At 44.1% G+C, this 18573-nt stretch carries 16 protein-coding genes, 2 pseudogenes and 1 riboswitch; of the genes and pseudogenes, 7 read left to right on the plus strand and 11 right to left on the minus strand.

Annotation, left to right across the window (positions count from 1 at the left end):
* The first annotated feature begins 2 nt into the window (after window positions 1-2).
* From BMZ78_RS09120 to dat, 3 genes are all read left to right on the plus strand, one after another.
* On the plus strand, window positions 3-1283 hold the full coding sequence (locus BMZ78_RS09120) for a metal ABC transporter permease (RefSeq protein WP_093229727.1): 1281 nt from the start codon (window positions 3-5) through the stop codon (window positions 1281-1283).
* Entirely contained in the window at window positions 1280-2137 is an 858-nt protein-coding gene (locus BMZ78_RS09125) for a metal ABC transporter permease (protein ID WP_093229728.1), read from the plus strand. The genes BMZ78_RS09120 and BMZ78_RS09125 overlap by 4 nt, the downstream gene beginning before the upstream one ends.
* 424 nt (window positions 2138-2561) lie before the next feature.
* Window positions 2562-3395: a D-amino-acid transaminase gene (gene dat / locus BMZ78_RS09135; protein WP_245739800.1), complete on the plus strand. Its 834-nt coding sequence runs from the start codon at window positions 2562-2564 to the stop codon at window positions 3393-3395.
* Window positions 3396-3561: 166 nt separating this feature from the next.
* Here dat and BMZ78_RS09140 read toward each other — a convergent pair.
* Both BMZ78_RS09140 and tnpA read right to left on the minus strand, forming a co-directional pair.
* Window positions 3562-4616 (minus strand): annotated as a pseudogene (locus BMZ78_RS09140) (RNA-guided endonuclease TnpB family protein).
* Window positions 4617-4622: 6 nt separating this feature from the next.
* Window positions 4623-5017: pseudogene (tnpA, locus tag BMZ78_RS09145) on the minus strand (IS200/IS605 family transposase); the annotation flags it as partial.
* Between the two features lie 347 nt (window positions 5018-5364).
* Here tnpA and BMZ78_RS09150 point away from each other — a divergent pair.
* Entirely contained in the window at window positions 5365-5826 is a 462-nt protein-coding gene (locus BMZ78_RS09150; RefSeq protein ID WP_093229731.1) for a hypothetical protein, read from the plus strand.
* A gap of 22 nt (window positions 5827-5848) precedes the next feature.
* Here BMZ78_RS09150 and BMZ78_RS09155 read toward each other — a convergent pair whose 3' ends face one another.
* The 6 genes from BMZ78_RS09155 to gcvT all read right to left on the minus strand — a co-directional run bounded on the left by BMZ78_RS09155 (window position 5849) and on the right by gcvT (window position 12495).
* A complete protein-coding gene (locus BMZ78_RS09155) occupies window positions 5849-6661 on the minus strand; it encodes a lipoate--protein ligase family protein (protein WP_175482384.1) in 813 nt (270 codons plus the stop codon).
* 114 nt (window positions 6662-6775) lie between these two features.
* Window positions 6776-7543, minus strand: a complete 768-nt coding sequence (gene fadH, locus BMZ78_RS09160; RefSeq protein WP_093229733.1) for a 2,4-dienoyl-CoA reductase — start codon at window positions 7541-7543, stop codon at window positions 6776-6778.
* Window positions 7544-8012: 469 nt separating this feature from the next.
* A complete protein-coding gene (locus BMZ78_RS09165) occupies window positions 8013-8492 on the minus strand; it encodes an NUDIX hydrolase (protein WP_093229735.1) in 480 nt (159 codons plus the stop codon).
* Window positions 8493-8580: 88 nt separating this feature from the next.
* Window positions 8581-10032, minus strand: coding sequence for an aminomethyl-transferring glycine dehydrogenase subunit GcvPB (gene gcvPB, locus BMZ78_RS09170; RefSeq protein ID WP_093229737.1), 1452 nt, complete (start codon window positions 10030-10032; stop codon window positions 8581-8583).
* Window positions 10029-11375, minus strand: a complete 1347-nt coding sequence (gene gcvPA / locus BMZ78_RS09175) for an aminomethyl-transferring glycine dehydrogenase subunit GcvPA (RefSeq protein WP_093229739.1) — start codon at window positions 11373-11375, stop codon at window positions 10029-10031. The genes gcvPB and gcvPA overlap by 4 nt, the downstream gene beginning before the upstream one ends.
* Before the next feature lie 22 nt (window positions 11376-11397).
* On the minus strand, window positions 11398-12495 hold the full coding sequence (gene gcvT / locus BMZ78_RS09180) for a glycine cleavage system aminomethyltransferase GcvT (RefSeq protein WP_093229741.1): 1098 nt from the start codon (window positions 12493-12495) through the stop codon (window positions 11398-11400).
* Between the two features lie 153 nt (window positions 12496-12648).
* Window positions 12649-12741: riboswitch (glycine riboswitch) on the minus strand.
* Between the two features lie 109 nt (window positions 12742-12850).
* Here gcvT and BMZ78_RS09185 point away from each other — a divergent pair.
* Window positions 12851-14572, plus strand: a complete 1722-nt coding sequence (locus tag BMZ78_RS09185) for a DEAD/DEAH box helicase (RefSeq protein WP_093229742.1) — start codon at window positions 12851-12853, stop codon at window positions 14570-14572.
* Window positions 14553-15401, plus strand: coding sequence for a YqhG family protein (locus tag BMZ78_RS09190; RefSeq protein WP_093229744.1), 849 nt, complete (start codon window positions 14553-14555; stop codon window positions 15399-15401). Before BMZ78_RS09185 ends, BMZ78_RS09190 begins: the two co-directional genes overlap by 20 nt.
* Window positions 15402-15518: 117 nt before the next feature.
* On the opposite strand, the gene BMZ78_RS09195 is transcribed toward BMZ78_RS09190, so the two are convergent.
* The gene (locus BMZ78_RS09195) at window positions 15519-15980 is read right to left on the minus strand and encodes a GNAT family N-acetyltransferase (protein WP_093229745.1); all 462 of its coding nucleotides are present in this window, start codon (window positions 15978-15980) and stop codon (window positions 15519-15521) included.
* 124 nt (window positions 15981-16104) lie between these two features.
* Between BMZ78_RS09195 and BMZ78_RS09200 the strand changes: the two genes are divergently transcribed.
* Window positions 16105-16950: a YtnP family quorum-quenching lactonase gene (locus BMZ78_RS09200; protein ID WP_093229747.1), complete on the plus strand. Its 846-nt coding sequence runs from the start codon at window positions 16105-16107 to the stop codon at window positions 16948-16950.
* A gap of 62 nt (window positions 16951-17012) precedes the next feature.
* Here the strand turns inward: BMZ78_RS09200 and BMZ78_RS09205 are convergent, their stop codons facing one another.
* Window positions 17013-17756: an amino acid ABC transporter ATP-binding protein gene (locus tag BMZ78_RS09205; RefSeq protein ID WP_093229749.1), complete on the minus strand. Its 744-nt coding sequence runs from the start codon at window positions 17754-17756 to the stop codon at window positions 17013-17015.
* 11 nt (window positions 17757-17767) lie between these two features.
* Entirely contained in the window at window positions 17768-18481 is a 714-nt protein-coding gene (locus BMZ78_RS09210) for an amino acid ABC transporter permease (protein ID WP_093229790.1), read from the minus strand.
* Window positions 18482-18573: the final 92 nt, after the last annotated feature.

Raw genomic sequence — 18573 nt, forward strand, 5'->3', positions numbered from 1 at the left:
ACATGGATGCAAATACATGGTGGGTATTAATCGGAACTGCCTTGCTCGGTCTTTCGAGTGGCGTTTTGGGTTGCTTTGCCTTTCTTCGTAAACAGGGACTGATGGGTGATGTGTTGGCACATGCTGCACTCCCAGGTATTTGCCTCGCCTTTATGATTACTGGAGCCAAAAACTCTTTTCTTTTTTTGATCGGTGCTGCTATTACAGGGATCCTCGGTTCTTTGTGTATCAACTGGATTACACGTTATTCACGAATTAAGGAAGATACAGCGTTAGGTTTGATTCTCTCTGTCTTTTTTGGATTAGGGATTGTGTTGCTCACACAAATTCAACATAGCAATAACGGAAATCAAAGTGGGTTAGATAAATTTTTGTTTGGACAATCTGCCTCCATGGTCGCCAGTGATGTACAATGGATGGCTATCATGGCTGGTTTGCTTCTTCTGATGAGTTTTCTCTTATTCAAAGAACTGAAATTACTGTGCTTTGATGCCAGCTATGGTCAAAGTCTTGGTTTTTCTATGCGTGGACTCAATCTTTTATTTATGACCTTTTTAGTCATCGTCGTTGTCATCGGTCTGCAAGTAGCAGGCGTCGTGTTAATGGCTGCTCTGATTGTAACTCCAGCCGCTGCGGCCAGGTACTGGACCGAACAGCTTTCCACCATGGTCTGGATTTCTGCGGTGATGGGTGCCTGCTCAGGCGTGATTGGTACATGGATCAGCTCATTCGGCTATAACCTCTCAACAGGTCCGCTGATTGTGCTTGCTGCCACGATGATGTTCATCATCTCCATGATGGTTGCGCCACAGCGTGGTTTACTCTCCCGTTTGGTTCGCCTGATGAAAACAAGACGTGAATTAGCCCGAGAGCAACACATAAATAGCATCTATACGTATATGGAAAAAGAACAAGTTCTGAAAGTTTCGCTTCTTGATCTCCAAACTCAATATCCGATCTCCACCCATGTCTTATCACAATTAAAAGAAGAAGGTCTGATCCACATGGAAGAAGATCATCAAGACATATGGATTGGTTTTACAGAAACAGGATGGAAAGCAGCTTATGACACTGTCTTGACCAATCGAATGCTGGAAATGTGGCTTATGCATGAAGCTGATCTCGCTTCCAAATTGCCAAATGGCGAGATCGTTTCCAAAGATTCCATTCCTGAGCATCTTGTTCCCGAGTTACAAAAGCTCATGATTCAACACCAATGTGAACCCAAATGGAATCCATATGATTCGAACCAACGGATGAAAGAAAGGGTGGTTTCCCCGTGACTGATTATTGGATTATTTTAACGGGTGCCCTTGTTGCGTCAGCTTGTGGTTTTTTAGGTTGCTTTTTGATTTTACGGAAAATGGCCATGCTGGGCGATGCCATCAGCCATGCGGTTCTACCTGGAATTGTTCTCGCCTTTTTGTTCAGTGGTAGCCGCGACGCCGTTCCGATGTTAATAGGTGCCGCTATTTTTGGACTACTCACGACCATAATCATCCAAACGCTACGTGGTCAAGGCGTACAATCCGATGCCGCTATGAGTGTTACCTTCACTGCCTTATTTTCCATTGGGATTATTCTTGTTTCTCTCTTTACCAGACAAGTTGACCTTGACCTGGACTGTGTCTTGTATGGAGAAATCGCCTATGTTCCTTGGGATCCACTGAAACTGGGCGGAATGGATCTCGGACCACGCGCTGTCTGGCTGATCGGTGCTGCATTTTTCATTAGCCTGGTGGTGATCACACTGTTCTACAAACAATTTAAACTGTGTGCTTTTGATCCTGCACTTGCAGCTGCCATCGGGATTCCAGTTACCTTCTTCCACTATCTCCTGATGGGGTTGGTTTCCCTTACAACGGTTGCCTCTTTTGAAAGCGTAGGGGCCATTCTTGTTGTTGCCATGCTCATTGTTCCAGCCGCAACAGCGTACTTACTCACCGATCGTTTGAGTGTCATGTTAGGTCTAAGTATTGGTATGGGTACGACCAGCTCCTTGGTGGGCTATTGGATCGCCAAGCTATTGGATGCTTCCATTGCTGGATGCATGAGCGTCACTGCGGGTGTTCTCTTCCTGCTTGCCTTTCTTTTCTCACCAAAGCACGGTGTTATCACCCGTTGGTGGATTCGCTAACAGCTCAGGTCCCAACTATCCCATGAGGAACCTGACGTTTCATCATCAGGGAATACGACATCTTCCTGATAACTGATGCTACCGAAATTATGGATACGTTTCTCCCGTGTTTCGGGATGGGTTCCTTCCTTCGTGACGACTTCTGTACCATCACAGTCACTCCGTAAGGAACCCATCCCTTCATTTTATAAAAACTGAACATCTTTTTCTGATGGTGTTGCTCGGCGAGGGTCTGTTGACAAACCCGGCATATAACAGAAACTTTGTCAACAAACGGATAACTTCTTCGTTTCCCTTCAATCACCAGCAAACCTCTTCCCATCCTCATGAGGTTTGCTGTCTTTTTTTGTTAGCCAATTCTCTTGTTTTTTCTACGTACTTCCTGCAAACTAGAATGAAAGAGGAGAAAATTGGAGGGATTCATATGATTTTATATGATGAGCAACTGATTGAACGATCACAAGCGCATATAGATATTGAAGATCGTGCGTATCAATTCGGTGATGGCATATATGAAGTGATTCGTGTCTATCATGGGCGTCCTTTCTATATGAATGAACACTTGAAACGGCTCGAACGAAGTGCACGCGAAATTCGCTTGCAGATTCCTTATTCACTGGAAAAACTGAATGCCTTGCTAGTTGAATTGATTCAACAAACCGGACTTACAGAAGGAAATATCTATTTGCAGATCAGCCGTGGAACTGCTCCACGTAACCATGCTTTTCCAAAAGAAGCTCGCCCACTCGTCATCGCTTATCCCCAACCCAGCCAACGCCCCATTCAGGAATTGCAACAAGGCGTTAGCACCATTACAACCAAAGATATCCGTTGGTTACGTTGTGATATCAAAAGCCTGAACCTGTTGGGTGCCGCCTTGGCCAAACAGGAAGCCGTGGAACAAGGTTGCAAGGAAGCGATTTTTATTCGTGATGGTTGGGTAACTGAAGGAAGTTCCACGAACATCTTTTTTGTACGCGAAGGGAAGATATGGACACATCCAGCTAACCACTTGATTTTACATGGCATCACAAGGCAAATTGCGCTATCGCTTGCTGAAAAATTACAGATTCCTGTCCAATTGGAAGCGATCAGAGAAGAAAAAATATTTGAAGCCGATGAATGTTTCATGACCAGCACCACCATGGAGATCTGCCCGATTGTTCGAATCAATGGCCAATGGATTGGCAACGGAAAACCAGGTCCCATCACCCGACAATTACAGCAGGAATTTGAAAAACTAATTGAACAATTTTGACACTCCACACGGCTGAAGCCGTGGGATTCTTGGGTCGTTAGCGTCCGCAGTCCGTTTCCGTTTTGGACCACGCCCAAGTTCAGGGGGGTGCATCACCCCGTCCCATGCAGTTCTACGGCACTGGACCGCATGTACCCACATGGGCGGTGTACCTGTTACCAGTACGCTAGGCTGCTAACCCAGAAATGGCTTTGGCTATATTGATTGCTCCATTCAGATCAGCATGGCAGGTATAACCACACTTTTTGCATCTGAATTGGATGCCATTTCGATTCGCTTTTTCACGATGGCCACATTTACAGGTTTGGCTGGTGTAGTCTGGTTTAACCAATTCAAAGCGAATCCCAGCCATTTCAGCCTTGTATTTAATCATTTTTTTTAGCTGGTGGAAACTCCATGAATGAAGGTTTCTACCAGCTTCTTTTTTAGACTTTGCTCTATTTCGAATATCCGTCAAATCTTCCATACGAATGATGCCAACACCGTTGGCGAGTGCATGGTCGATAATTTGACGGCTTATTTTATGATTTTGGTCTTTCATCCAGCGAGACTCTTTATTTTTAGATTTTTTGATTGCTGAAAGCTTTTTCGATTTCCCCAGCTTTTTTCTTTTAGCTGCAAAACGTCTACGTACAAAAGCAACCTGATTTCCTTTGAAAAACCATGATTTTGTGCCAACACTGGCGACAGCTATGTATTTTAATCCCAAATCAATCCCCATCACTTTTGGTTCTTTTCGTTGTTCCACTTCAAAAGTGATTGAAATGGCGATATACCATTTTCCTTTTTTCCTGTATAGCTCGCTGGCACCCTGTTTGACGGTTCCGTTCAGGATCCTCTCTAACCATTCCTGCTGATAAGGACGGGCTACAACAGGTACACCGGTCCGTTTTTCCAGGGTGGGAAAAGAAACCGTATAGAAGTCTCCGGCCTTTTCCACCTTGAGGTTCTGATTGTTGAAGCAACACCATAGCTTTTTGAATGATTTCGTGTTTTGGTTTTTCTTTTTTGATTTGACTTCCCGAATCGTCTGGTTCACTACTGCAGACGGAAATTTCTCATGAGAAAACTCTTTGAAAATCTTACTGGTTGCCTTGTTCACTCTGGGTGAACAAGTAGCCAGTTAGCAAATGCTGTGTTTATTTCCGTCATTTGCTGATACATTTCCTGTTTGGCTTGCGTTGGCTTATGCAGTTCTAACCTTAGTTTGATCGTTGGCATCCATTCACCCCTTTTCTTTTGAGATTCCACGTACTGCTTTACCGTTTCACTGGACACATTTCCAGCGGTACTGACAAAGAAGGAACGAGTCTAAAGGCTTCGCAAATGGTTCAGATGCGAGAATTCCTAGCGAAGTTTTCTGGAAGTCACCCCTTTTAATTTCGCCATCATATCTGATGGAGAATCGACCGGAAGACAATTCAGGAACAAATGGCAGTAGTCGGGCATTACTTCCATTGCCATGATATTCCACTGATTTACCTTGCAGATTTTCTCTACAATTTCCTTCAATCGTTCTTCTACTTTGTTTACCAGTACCTTACGGCGATATCTGGGACAAAAAACAAAATGATAGTGAATCGAAGAACAGTCGATTTTGTTCGTCTATACTCTTGATTCATACTACAACTGTATCAATTCAATATTCAAACTACAATAAAAAATTAAAAAACGGTTACTCTAAGCATCCCCATGAAGGGGATACCGAGCAACGCCACCTTTCATCCCACGGCTAAAGCCAGTGGGCTTTCAGGCGGCATTTCTGTAATAGAAAAAGCTTCATTTCCGTGTATCCCCTTCTTGGCATGAAATCAAGAACCAACGGAAATGAAGCCATTTTTCTTTCACATAAGTTGTCATTAGCGTTTTTGTTTGATCATTCATTCTAGCAAAAGCAATTTACTAACATCATGAAAAATAGTAAAATATTAACTGTTCAGTCATATTAATGATTCCGGAGTGAACGATCATGGATGAAATGAAGTCGATGTTAACAGCCCTTCTTGAAGGTCAACGCTATCTTACTGCCCGTATGGATGGTATGGATCATAAGATCGATCGGTTAACAGGAGAAGTCACTCAACTAAAAGAAGATGTCAGCATACTCAAACAGGATGTTGCCGGGCTCAAAGACGATGTCAACATACTCAAACAGGATGTTGCCGGGCTCAAAGACGATGTCAACATACTCAAACAGGATGTTACCGGGCTCAAAGACGATGTTAACGTACTCAAACAGGATGTTGCCGATCTAAAAGTCCAGGTATCAAATGTGGAAGAAAATATGATAACCAAGGACGATCTGAAAGCTCTCTCCGAATCCATGACAGAAGGCTTCTGCCAAACAGCTGCCACACTCGAAAACGCCTATCAGTCGATTGAGCTGCTTAACTCTGAACAAACGATCAAAAACATAAAAGGCATCCGCTAGTTGGATGCCTAAAAGCTTTTGTCTATCTCTGCAAGTTCCAACGATCATGACCATATTTTTCTTCTACCAGCTGATGGGCCAATTCTTCTTCATACGGCGTAAGTGCTTCTTTTTTTAATCGAATTCCCATTCCTTTGGCAAAACCCTTTTCAAAAGCCGCAATCACCTCTTTGATGGTGACTTTTTCTGAGCGCAAATCGTTGATGGCTACCGCTTTTTCCGTAAAAGACGCTTTCAATCGTTCTCTCACTCTCTCAGACGGAAAACGAAGAACGGAAAATAATAAATCGATATCCAGATCCAGTAAAATGGAACCGTGTTGCAACACGATGCCATGCTTACGTACTTGTGCACTGCCAGCCACTTTTTTTCCTTCCAGGACTAACTCATAATCGGAAGGTGAATCAAAGCAAGCCGCTGATGTCATTGTTGGCCGTTTTTTGGGCAAGGACATATAGGCATCCATCCCCAGCTCTTGAAAGCCTGCAACCAGCCCCTGGCTGATCACACGGTATGATTCAGAAACGGTTGATGGGATCATGGGATGGCCTTCTGAAACCACCACACTATAGGTAAGCTCTTGATCATGTAAAACGGCTCGCCCACCCGTCATTCGCCGGACAAAACCCAATCCTCGCTTGTAGAGTTCCTCTCGATCTACTTCTTTCTCCACTTTTTGGAAATACCCAATCGTCAAAGACGCTGGATTCCATCCATAAAAACGTAACGTAGGCGGAACTTTTCCTTCACGGTGGGCAATCATGATCGCTTCATCAATCGCCATATTCCAAGCGGGACTGTATTTTTTATAAGGTATGTATCTCCACTCCTGCAGCTGCAATCTTTTTCCCTCCCATCTATCACTCATTGTATCTTTTCTTTTTCCAGTAAAACAAGAGAAGCTGCTCACCCCCATCGGGTAAACAGCCTCCGGTATCATTGGATTCGCTTACAAAAATCGCGAGTGAGCCAACCAGAATCCTCCATCCATGGTTACACATTCACCATTAATATACTCAGCCTCATCCGATAATAAGAACCGTGCCAAGCCCGCAATTTCCTCAGGACGTCCAAATCGCTTCAACGGAATTTGATTTTTCAAGAAGTTTGCTACTTTCTCGTTGGCAATCAGTTTTTCCGCTCCACCCGTATTTTCAATCGCACCAGGTGCAATCGCATTGACCCGGATTCCATACTTGCTTCCCCATTCTACAGCCAATGTTTGGGTCATGGCCAAAACTCCTGCCTTGGCTGAAGCAGAATGGACGACTCCTGCAGCACCTGTCCAAGCATATGTTGCCACAATGTTTAAAATGGATCCTTTTTGCTTATTGGCAATCCAATCCTTGGCCACTGCCTGTGTACAATACCAGGTTCCATTCAGAACAATATTGATAACCGCGTGCCAGCCATTGAGGGATAGTTCTTCTGCTGGTACGATAAAATTTCCAGCTGCATTATTGACCAGATAATCGATCCGTCCAAACTTTTCTTTCGCTTGACGTACCATATCTTCCACTTGATCCGGTTCTCTAACATCCATGGCTACTGTCAATACTTGACCAGCAAAGGTTTCCATTTCCTGTTTGGCGGCTTGTAAACGCTCTTCATTGCGCCCTGAAATCACAACATTTGCTCCTTCTTGGCAAAAGAGAGCCGCAATCGCTTTTCCCATTCCGCTGCTGCCGCCTGTAACGATAATGGTTTTTCCTTTCATGTTTCCACTCCTTTTTAATATGTCTGAACATTCAATATTCATATGGACTAAAAAATAATAATCTATTTTCAGCATATCCTTCCCTTTTTATTCTGTCAATTTTATTCAATGAAAAGTTGCTGTATAATTCAGCTATTATTGTTCTTGTGCTCCCTTATTTATAGCTAACCTTAATCGGACATTGTACATGCCCGGCATTGGGGGTAAGTTCAGGAGGGAGATTTAATCAGTATCTCAGGGCCGCTTCGCTGGGTTGGGCTCGTAAGTCACTTGCTTGGAAAAACTCCGCTTATTTTTATTGAGGCCGTTGACAAACCCGGTTTTCCTTTTCCAGTTGAACGACTTCTTGCTCGTATTTAAGCAACGGGAGTGAAACGGAAAAGGAAAACCGGCATATATCGAGAACTTTGTCAACAAACCGGCTTATTTTTATTCGTAGTTTCGTATGAATATAAGTTTTGGAATAGCTCTACTCACTCTCCTCCTGTATGTATACTTCATGCTGCAATGTTTCAGGCAAATTTTTCAGTCCGTTAGGCAAAAATGATGGATATAAATGTTCTGGCAATCGATCCAACGAGAACCACTCGAAAACCAAATCAACTGCATCTCCAGTCACGCCATGAAAACGAGGGGTGTGAAACAGGTCTGTATCCTGATCACAGCTTAACAAATAAAAAAAGCCCAATTCATGTGTACGAACTCCCTTGTAAGTAAAAAATTGCTCGGCGACCCATATCAATCGCTCAACTCGAACATCCAAGCCAATTTCCTCTTTGATCTCCCGTACAATTGTTTCGGCTGATGGTTCCATCATTTCAGCTCGCCCACCAGGTAATGCCCAAATCTCTTGGTCTTTCTCGCGATGTAATAATACCTTTCCATCATGGATCAAAATGCCCGCAATCCGATAATTAAATTTGTATGGCCCTTGTTTCAAGCTAATCATTTCATGGCTCCTCCCCTTGATCCATAAACCCTTTTAATTACGAACGGGAAAGCCCTCCACTCTCAAATGAGCTGGAGGGCTAAGCTCTTCATTTTTTCTCCCAACGTAATACCGGTTTCCGCGCCGCCGTAACTTCATCCAGGCGTTTGACAACCGTATTGTGTGGTGCTTCTTGTACGACTTCTGGATTTTCTTCAACCTCTTTGGCGATTTGAATCATCGTCTCGATAAATCGATCCAAAGTTTCTTTGCTTTCTGTTTCTGTTGGCTCAATCATCAGGCACTCATCCACGATGAGCGGGAAGTAAATGGTCGGTGGGTGAAAACCGAAGTCCAGCAAACGCTTGGCGATATCCAGTGTGCGTACTCCCAGCTTTTTCTGACGATTACCTGAAAGAACAAACTCATGTTTGCAGTGTTGCTTATATGGCAAATCAAAATAAGGCTCCAGACGGCGCATCATATAATTGGCATTGAGGACAGCATTTTCAGACACTTGGCGCAATCCATCCGGTCCCATCGTACGGATATACGCATATGCCCGGACAAGAATGCCAAAATTCCCATAAAACCCTTTTACCCGACCAATCGAATTTGGAATATCATAGTCAAGATAATACTTTCCATCCTGATCTTTTTCAACCATCGGTTTTGGCAAGAATGGAATCAATTCTTTTTTCACTCCAACCGGTCCGGCTCCTGGGCCACCACCGCCATGTGGTGTAGTAAAGGTTTTATGCAAATTCAGGTGCACCACGTCAAAGCCCATATCTCCTGGGCGGGCAATTCCCAAGATCGCATTGGCGTTCGCTCCGTCATAGTACAGCAGTCCACCAGCTTCATGAACCAGATCCGCAATGACTTGAATCTCTTCTTCAAACAATCCCAGTGTATTTGGGTTGGTCAACATCAGAGCAGCCACATCGGGACCCAGCACCTTTTTCAATTCTTCTACATCTACCAATCCTTTTTCATTGGACTTCACCGTAATGGTTTGGAATCCGGCAACAGAAGCACTTGCAGGATTGGTACCATGGGCCGAATCAGGCACAATCACCTTATTGCGGCCTGTTTCGCCACGACTTTCATGATAGGCACGGATCATCATCAGACCGGTCCATTCCCCTTGCGCTCCTGCAGCCGGTTGCAAGGTAACACGATCCATGCCGGTAATTTCCGCCAAATCCTGTTGGAGCTCATAAAGGAGTTGCAGTGCCCCTTGTACTGTATCCTCAGGTTGATACGGATGGATTTTGGCAAAGCCAGCCAGACGTGCCACATCTTCATGCACTTTGGGGTTGTATTTCATCGTACAGGAGCCAAGTGGATAAAATCCATTATCGACTCCGTGATTTCTCCTCGACAGTTCCGTGTAATGACGCATCAAATCCAGTTCGGACACTTCGGGCAGTTCTGCTGGCGTCTCTCTCAGGAATTCCTGTGGCAGGTCACTTGTTTCTGGAACGTCTGATGCTGGCAAGCTATAAGCAATCCGTCCCGGTTGGCTCAGTTCAAAAATGAGTGCTTTTTCTTTGCTCACAGTAGACCCTCCAAACCTTTTGCTAGCTGTTCAATTTCTTCTTTGGTTCTGACTTCTGTTACAGCAATCAACATATGATCTTTTAACTCTGGATAATCACGTCCCAGATCATAACCACCAATGATTCCCTGCTCTAACAGCTTGGCATTGACTTCTTTCACCGGACGACTCAATTTCACAACAAATTCGTTGAAGAATGGCTGATGGAATACATCTTCCACTCCATTCACTTCTACCAATCGCTTTTTCGCATAATGCGCCTTATTCACATTGAGTCGGGCCACTTCTTGCATTCCCTGTTTACCTAAAGCAGACATATAAACAGAAGCAGCCAGTGCATTCAGGGCCTGGTTTGAACAAATATTGGAAGTCGCTTTATCCCGACGGATATGCTGTTCACGTGCCTGCAAGGTCAATACAAAACCTCTGACACCCTCTTCATCAACGGTTTGCCCCACAATTCGCCCTGGAATCCGACGCATATAAGTTTTGGTCGTAGCAAAATAGCCGCAATGGGGACCACCAAATGAAGCTGGAATTCCAAGTGGTTGGGCATCTCCGACCACAATATCGGCACCATATTGGCCAGGTGGCTTGAGCAAACCAAGAGCGAGAGGGTTCGCACTTACGATAAACAATCCTTTATGCTGATGGGCGATTTTCTCAATTTCAGCCAAATTCTCGATATGACCGAAGAAGTTAGGATATTGAACGATGACCGCCGCTGTTTCTTCATCGGCAACCTCTTTCAGCTTCTCCAGATCTGTCACGCCATCGACAAAAGGAACTTCTACAATCTCATATCCCAATCCTTTGGCATTGGTTAAGAGAATCTCTCTTGCTTCCGGATGAACAGCACGGGAAACCACGATTTTCTTCTTTTTGCTGACAGCTACAGCCATACTCGCCGCTTCTGCCAAAGCTGTTGGTCCATCATACATCGAGGAATTGGCGACATCCATTCCTGTCAATTCGCAAATCATGGTTTGGAATTCGAAAATGGCCTGTAATTCACCTTGGCTGATCTCCGGTTGGTAGGGTGTATAGGCTGTGTAAAATTCCGAACGGGAAATGACATGGTTCACTACACTTGGGATGTAGTGTTCATACACACCTGCTCCGAGGAAGGATACGTATTGGTCATAAGATGCATTTTTTCCAGCCAAGCGGCTCATATGGCGAACCAGGGAATATTCATCCATCGGTTCCGGGATATTTAATCTTCCCTGAAAACGAACACTTTTGGGGATATCTGAAAACAGATCTTCCACGGAATTGATCCCAATCGCTTGCAACATTTCATGGTGATCTTTATGGGTCATGGGTAAATAGCGAAACTTCATCCTGGTCCCATCCTTTCAGCTTTTATTTCGATCCTCTCTTATAAAAAGGAACTTTGACAATCACTGCTCTTAAACGTTTGGAACGAATTTCCACTTCCACTTCCTGCCCGATTTGAGCAACCTCACTTTTTACGAGCGCTAAACCTACATTTTTCTTCAGTGTGGGAGATTGGGTTCCTGTCGTAACCTCACCCACTTGTTCTCCGCCAACGAAAACTGGGTAATGCGTACGCGGAATGCCACGATCGATCATTTCGATACCGACCAATTTACGTGGTGCTCCTTCTGTTTTTTGCTTGGCCAGTACTTCACGTCCAATAAAATCGCCCTTATCCAATTTAACAGCAAAGCCCACTCCTGCTTCGATCGGAGAAATGTGTTCTGACAGTTCTTGCCCATATAATGGCAGACGCGCTTCAAAACGTAAAGTGTCTCTGGCTCCCAATCCACAAGGAAGAATTCCTTCTTCTTTTCCTGCTTCCAACAGTTTATTCCATAATTGCGGGGCATCTGATGCACTGAAGTAGATCTCAAAACCGTCTTCACCTGTATATCCTGTCCGGGAAACCAACGCTTTGATGCCATCCAGGTTCACATTCTGTTGAAATTTAAAAAATTTGATTTGCGATAAGTCGACATCCGCCAGTTTTTGCAATACCTGTTCGGCCAAAGGTCCCTGAATGGCTATTTGCGCTGTTTCATCGGAAATGTTTCGAACAGTGACATCTCCCGTTTTGTGTTTTTCAATCCACTCCACATCTTTGTCAATATTGGATGCATTAATGACCAATAAATAAGTCTGTTCACCTGTCCGATAGACCAAAAGGTCATCGACCGTTCCGCCATCGGGATAACACATAATGGAATACTGGGCATCGCCTATATTTAATTTCGATGCATCATTCGTCGTAAGCTTTTGCACCAATGCGAGGGCATCAGGACCGCTTACTTCCACTTCTCCCATGTGTGAAACATCAAAAATACCTACACGTGTACGTACCGCTTCATGTTCAGCTTTAATTCCTGAGAACTGTACAGGCATTTCCCAGCCCGCAAAAGGGACAAGCTTCGCTATATCTTTATATACCGGATATAGTGGGGTTCTTTTTAATTCAGCCATCCCATTTCACACCTCCAAAATTAGATATAAAAAAGACAGAGTTTCCCTAATAGCATTAGGTACAACTCTGTCCTTGATACCTGAGAGTTTTCCCAACAGAGCAGTTGGGTTTCCCCTTGGGTGGCTCGCTGACTCGAGCACTCTCCAGAGACGCGTCCAGTGGACATCCTTTTGCCTGAGAGATTCACCCTGATCGGGCTTGCTCCTTCGGCGCCACATACTCGTGGTCTCTCCTTCCACCTTCATTCGCTATTTTATGTATTTTTGTACCAACATGCTCCTGACTGTGCATGTTTGATTCTATGTTCATGCATACTAGTAAAGGAGCATTTGGCTCGTAGAAAGGGGAGATTTCATGCAACACTTCCCAATCCATTGGGATCGGACTTGGTTCGATACATTTCAAACACTGCTAGAGCAAGACATGCATTGGTCTACCTGGGAACGTTTCCAACTAGCCATTGAGGCTGCTGAAGCTCTAGTTGTTCCTAATTTTGATACCCTTCTTAGTTTACAACAAATACATGGTTTTGTTCCACTCCCACATCAAATTGAAGTGGTTCATCGTGTTATGGGTGAGATGCGTGGCAGAGCCATTCTCGCAGACGAGGTAGGATTGGGAAAAACCATCGAAGCGGGCTTGATCTTAAAAGAATACCTCATTCGTGGCCTGGTCAAAAACGCACTGATTTTGGTACCTTCTTCACTCGTCTTGCAATGGACCCGTGAATTGAATCAAAAATTCCAAATACCCGCAGTGGCCCAGAAAAAAGAATGGATGTGGGATCGATATCCCATTCTGGTCGCTTCAATGGATACGGCCAAACGTGAACCTCATCGAAACCATATTCTAAATAAAAATTACGATATCTTAATCATCGACGAAGCCCATAAACTAAAAAACAGACGCACCAAAAACTGGCAATTCATCAATGAGATCAAGAAGAAATATTGTCTGTTACTGACAGCTACACCGATCCAAAACGAACTGGAAGAATTATATAACCTCGTGACTTTGCTGAAGCCGGGACAGCTTGGTCGGCAATCCCATTTTCAAAATGAATATGTAGCCGGAAAACGAAAAGCCAAAAACGAAGAACAGCTACGTGAAGAGATTCAACGTGTACTTATCCGTAACCGACGCCGTGACCAAAACCTGCATCTGACAAAACGCGTTGTCCAAACAATCCCGATCGAACTCTCTCCTGAAGAACGGGCATTATATGAAGCAGTGACGGAGTTTGTTCGCAATCGCTATAGTCAGGCGACTGATCTAAAAAGCATGCTTTCACTTCTCGTATTGCAAAAAGAGGTTTGTAGCAGCCGTGATGCCGTCTTTCATACCTTATTCAAATTATTTCAACGTGGCGAACAGGGAAAAGAGAGCCTCTCTCCAGAAGTAGCCCATCTCGTCGATCTTTTACGCCAAGTAACGATTTCTTCCAAAGTGCAAAAAGCAGTCGAACTCATCAAAACCATCCCGGACAAGGTCATCATTTTTACCGAATACCGTGCAACCCAAGAAATGCTCATCCGTGCATTGGCCAAGGAAAAAATCCACGCCATTCCCTATCGTGGTGGATTCAATCGCAACAAGAAAGATTGGATGATGGAACTCTTCCAAAAACGCGCCCAGGTCATGGTTGCAACTGAAGCAGGTGGAGAAGGTATTAACCTGCAATTTTGTCATCATATTATTAACTATGATATGCCTTGGAATCCCATGCGTGTAGAACAGCGCATTGGTCGTGTACACCGGTTGGGACAAAAAAACGATGTACACATCTATAACTTTGCAACCAAAAACACCATCGAAGAACATATTATCTGGCTTTTACAGGAAAAAATTAACTTATTTGAAACCGTGATCGGTGAACTGGAAACCATATTGGACGACCTGGAAAAAGAAGAATCCATTGAACAAAGCATGATGCGGATTGTACTAGAGGCAAATGATCATGAACAAATAAGAGAACGTCTAAGCGAATGGGGAGATAAATTTACACAGAAAAAACAAGTGGTCATCGAAAAAAAGCAGGAACAGGAAGGGCTGTTGTATGGATCAGCAAAAGGTTAGATCATTTACCGAACGTTACCTCAAATCCTACGAATGCCATATCATCGAATCAGCGCCGACTTATCTCCAAACCCAATTATCGATTGAAGCCGATAAAGATTTGTTGAATCGTCCTTTTTACTGGATGTATGTGGAACGTATGAATCTCCCTCCTCAACCAGCCCGGTTTTGCTTTATTTTCGATCCTGAAAATTGCCCTGAAGATCTACGAGGAGAGTATCTGTTTTTTGGTTCTCCACGTTTTGCCCAAATGCTCCAATCAGCCCAGAAACATGGCCGTTTCACTCGTCTTTATCAGCAACCATCCAGCCGGGAGAGCTTGAGTCGAGTATCTAAAGCATATACGCCATGGCTGGGTATGAACTTTCAAGTTTCCTATATCTGTGATCAAAAAAAAGATCGAATAACTTATCTGGGAATCAACTTGTGTACAGGTGAAATTGTTGAACCTTTTTATCCGACGATCCGATCCCTCGGTTGGACTTCCAAGCTCCCTCCCAAGCGCCATGTTACTGCACCGAGGCTGAGCTTTGCGGAAGCGGTAGGCGAGCTTGAATACTTTCTGCAGGAACAAATCGAAGGTGAGGACCCAACCTGGGCCGTCGAAGCAAAAAAACGGTTAGAGATGGAGTTGGATACCTTGGCGCATTATTACCCCGAGCAGGAACAACGGACGGAAGAGCAGGAAAAAGAACGGGTCCAACGACAACGTGAACTTATTTGGCAATACCATCCACGCATCGAGGTACAGTTGATCAATGGCGGATTATTTTATATGGAACAACCAGCCAAACAGCTATCGCTGAAGGTGTATGATGCAGAGGGATGAAAAAGATGTTTTGTTTTCCATAAAGCGGAGGGATGGGCTTCTTACGGAGTGACTCTGATGATACAGAAGTCGTCACGGAGAAAGGAACCCATCCCGAAGCGCGGGAGATACGTATCCCTATTTTTTGGACAGCAATAACATATACACTTTCTTATTCGGCAAACATTTAAACCCATATTTCGCATACAAAGTTCTAGCCGGGACATTGTTATCATCAGTTTCAAGCTGTAAACGTGCCGCTCCATGTTCCTTCGCTATATGAATAGCATGCTGCAAAAGCTTTTCTGCAAGTCCTTTTTTTCGATATGCCGGTAATGTATACAGTGCTTCCACCCGTAAAACAGGTAATCCCATCGAAACCGAAAAACTCCAGGCAAGAATCATCAATCCCCCATATCCTTTTTCAAATCGTGCTAGCCAACATTGCGCGATCTGATCATCCAATAAACGTTCAAGAATCTGTGCACATTCCATTTGTTGTCGATCGTATGCGTGTAAATAGCCAGCCAATAAATTACTGGCTTCTGGAATTAAATCTTTATTCATACGAATCATTTCTATCTTGGGTTCCGGTTCCATAAAAACCCTCCATTCCCCATCAACAACTCTTTTTTACTTATAGGAAAATAAAATCATTTACCTTTATAATAAATTTTCCTTTATGATAAAAGAGAGAAAAAAGACAGATTTGGAGATGTGAGAGATGGAACAGTTTAAACTTGGCGAATTCACACTCACTTGGCTCAAGGGAGGTGTTACCCACCTGGATGGCGGGGCCATGTTCGGTGTGGTACCAAAACCGCTTTGGAGCAAAAAATATCCCGTCAATGAAAAAAATCAAATCGAGCTCCGAACGGATCCCATTCTCATTCAATACGGAGGAAAAAACTTCCTGATCGAATCTGGGATTGGGGTGAACAAGCTGGATTCGAAACAGAAACGGAATTTCGGAGTCACAGAAGAATCTGAGATCGAACAAAGTTTAGCCGAACTGGGTTTAAAGACAAAAGATATTGATGCTGTACTCATGACTCATTTACACTTTGATCATGCCTGTGGCCTAACCAAATGGAAAGGGGATCAACTCGTCCCTACTTTTGAAAATGCAGTCATTTACACTTCTGAGATCGAATGGGAAGAGATGCGTAATCCCAATATCCGCTCACGGAATACGTATTGGAAAGAAAACTGGGAACCCATCCAAACACAAGTCGAAACATTTCAGGAAGAAAAAGAAATCGTTCCTGGACTCAAACTGATTCACACCGGTGGTCACAGTGCAGGACATGCGATCGTCCAAATCAAAAGCGGCGATCAGCAGCTCTTGCATATGGCTGATCTGATGCCAACCCATGCCCATCGCAATGTACTGTGGGTTTTGGCCTATGATGATTATCCCATGACTTCCATCAAACAAAAGCAAATTTGGGTCGAAGAGGGAATTAAATTAAATACCTGGTTCAGTTTTTATCATGATGCCTTTTACCGTGTACTGCAATGGGACGAAGAAGGAAATATCGTGAACGCTTTGCACCGGGAACGCCTTTAAATGATCAAAAAGCCCAGTCTGCGTTGTACAGACTGGGCATTTTGATCATTCCACTGGAAAAGTTATCTCGACAAAAATTTGGCCAAAAATTGTTTCGTCCGTTCTTCCCTGGGTTGTACAAAGATTTCCTCTGGTGAACCCTGTTCCACAATTTGGCCCTGATCCATGAAAATGATTTGATCTGCTACATCACGGGCAAAAGACATCTCATGGGTCACAATGATCATGGTTTGCTCTTCCTGAGCCAATTCTTTGATCGTCTTCAATACTTCTTCCACCAATTCCGGGTCTAAGGCAGAGGTAGGTTCATCAAAAAGGACCACTTCCGGTTCCATCGCCAAAGCCCGGGCAATTGCCACACGCTGTTGTTGTCCACCAGACAATTGACTGGGGTACGCATCTTTCCGTTCCCACAAACCTACTTTTTTCAACAGTTGCTCCGCTTTTTCCTTTGACTCCTGTTTCTTTTCCTTTTTCACCACAAGTGGCCCTTCCATGACATTCTCAAGGGCTGTTTTATGCGGAAAAAGATGAAATCCCTGAAAAACCATTCCGGTTTTGGCACGTAGCTTTCTCTTTTCTCCTTCACTCACTTTACGCCCATCGAAGTGCAGGGTTACATCACCAATTTGAATCTGTCCTTCGGTTGGTGTCTCCAGTAAATTTAGACAACGCAATAGGGTTGATTTCCCTGAGCCACTTGGACCTATAATGCAAATCACTTGCCCTTTTTTCACATGTAAATCAATCCCTTTAAGCACTTCATTTTCTCCGAAGACCTTTCGCAACTGACGCACCTGAATCATGTTGTCACCCCTTAAGCCACATGCCGGCTAAACCTTTTTTCCAAATACTCTTGCAAAATACCGAGAACCGTACAGATTACCCAATAAATCAATGCCACCAAAATGTACATCGTCATATAATCAAATTCTCGTCCACCAATAATTTTGGCTTGATAAAGCATTTCTGGAACCGTAATGACAGACAACAGGGAAGTATCTTTCACCAGGCTTAAAAAGGTATTGGCCAGACTGGGCAATGCGACCCTTGTCGCCTGTGGAATAATAATCCGTCTCATCGTTTGCCAATGACTCATGTTTAAAGCTGTGGCTGCCTCCCACTGCCCTCTGGGAATCGAAAGAATGGCCCCGCGAATGGTCTCCGCCGAATAACCGCCAACATTCAGTGATAAACCGATTATCGCTGCCGCAAGAGGCGTCAGATTGATTCCGATGACAGGCAACCCGAAATAAAGGATAAACAGCTGGACAAGCAAAGGCGTTCCACGAATGATCGAAATGTAAAAACGGGCCGGCAAACGAAAAAACCAGAATTTGGACATCCGGCCCATCGCCGTAATCAGTCCCAATCCCAAACCGATCGCCATGGTTAAAAAACTGATGCCAATGGTATAGTTAAACCCTTTCAGTACATAAGGCAAAGATCGAATGGCCAGGTCCAGGTCGAATAAATTTTCCCACTGGATATATTGCCATGCATCCACTCTGATCACTCCGTTTCCGCTCATAACAAAGAAAAAGTGTCCACACCAGGACACCGAAAAGGATGATAAGACGACATACTCTCTTGCCTCAGATGATGGACAAGGACTCCATTTTA

It is taken from the genome of Thermoflavimicrobium dichotomicum (assembly GCF_900114055.1).
Taxonomy (GTDB): domain Bacteria; phylum Bacillota; class Bacilli; order Thermoactinomycetales; family Thermoactinomycetaceae; genus Thermoflavimicrobium; species Thermoflavimicrobium dichotomicum.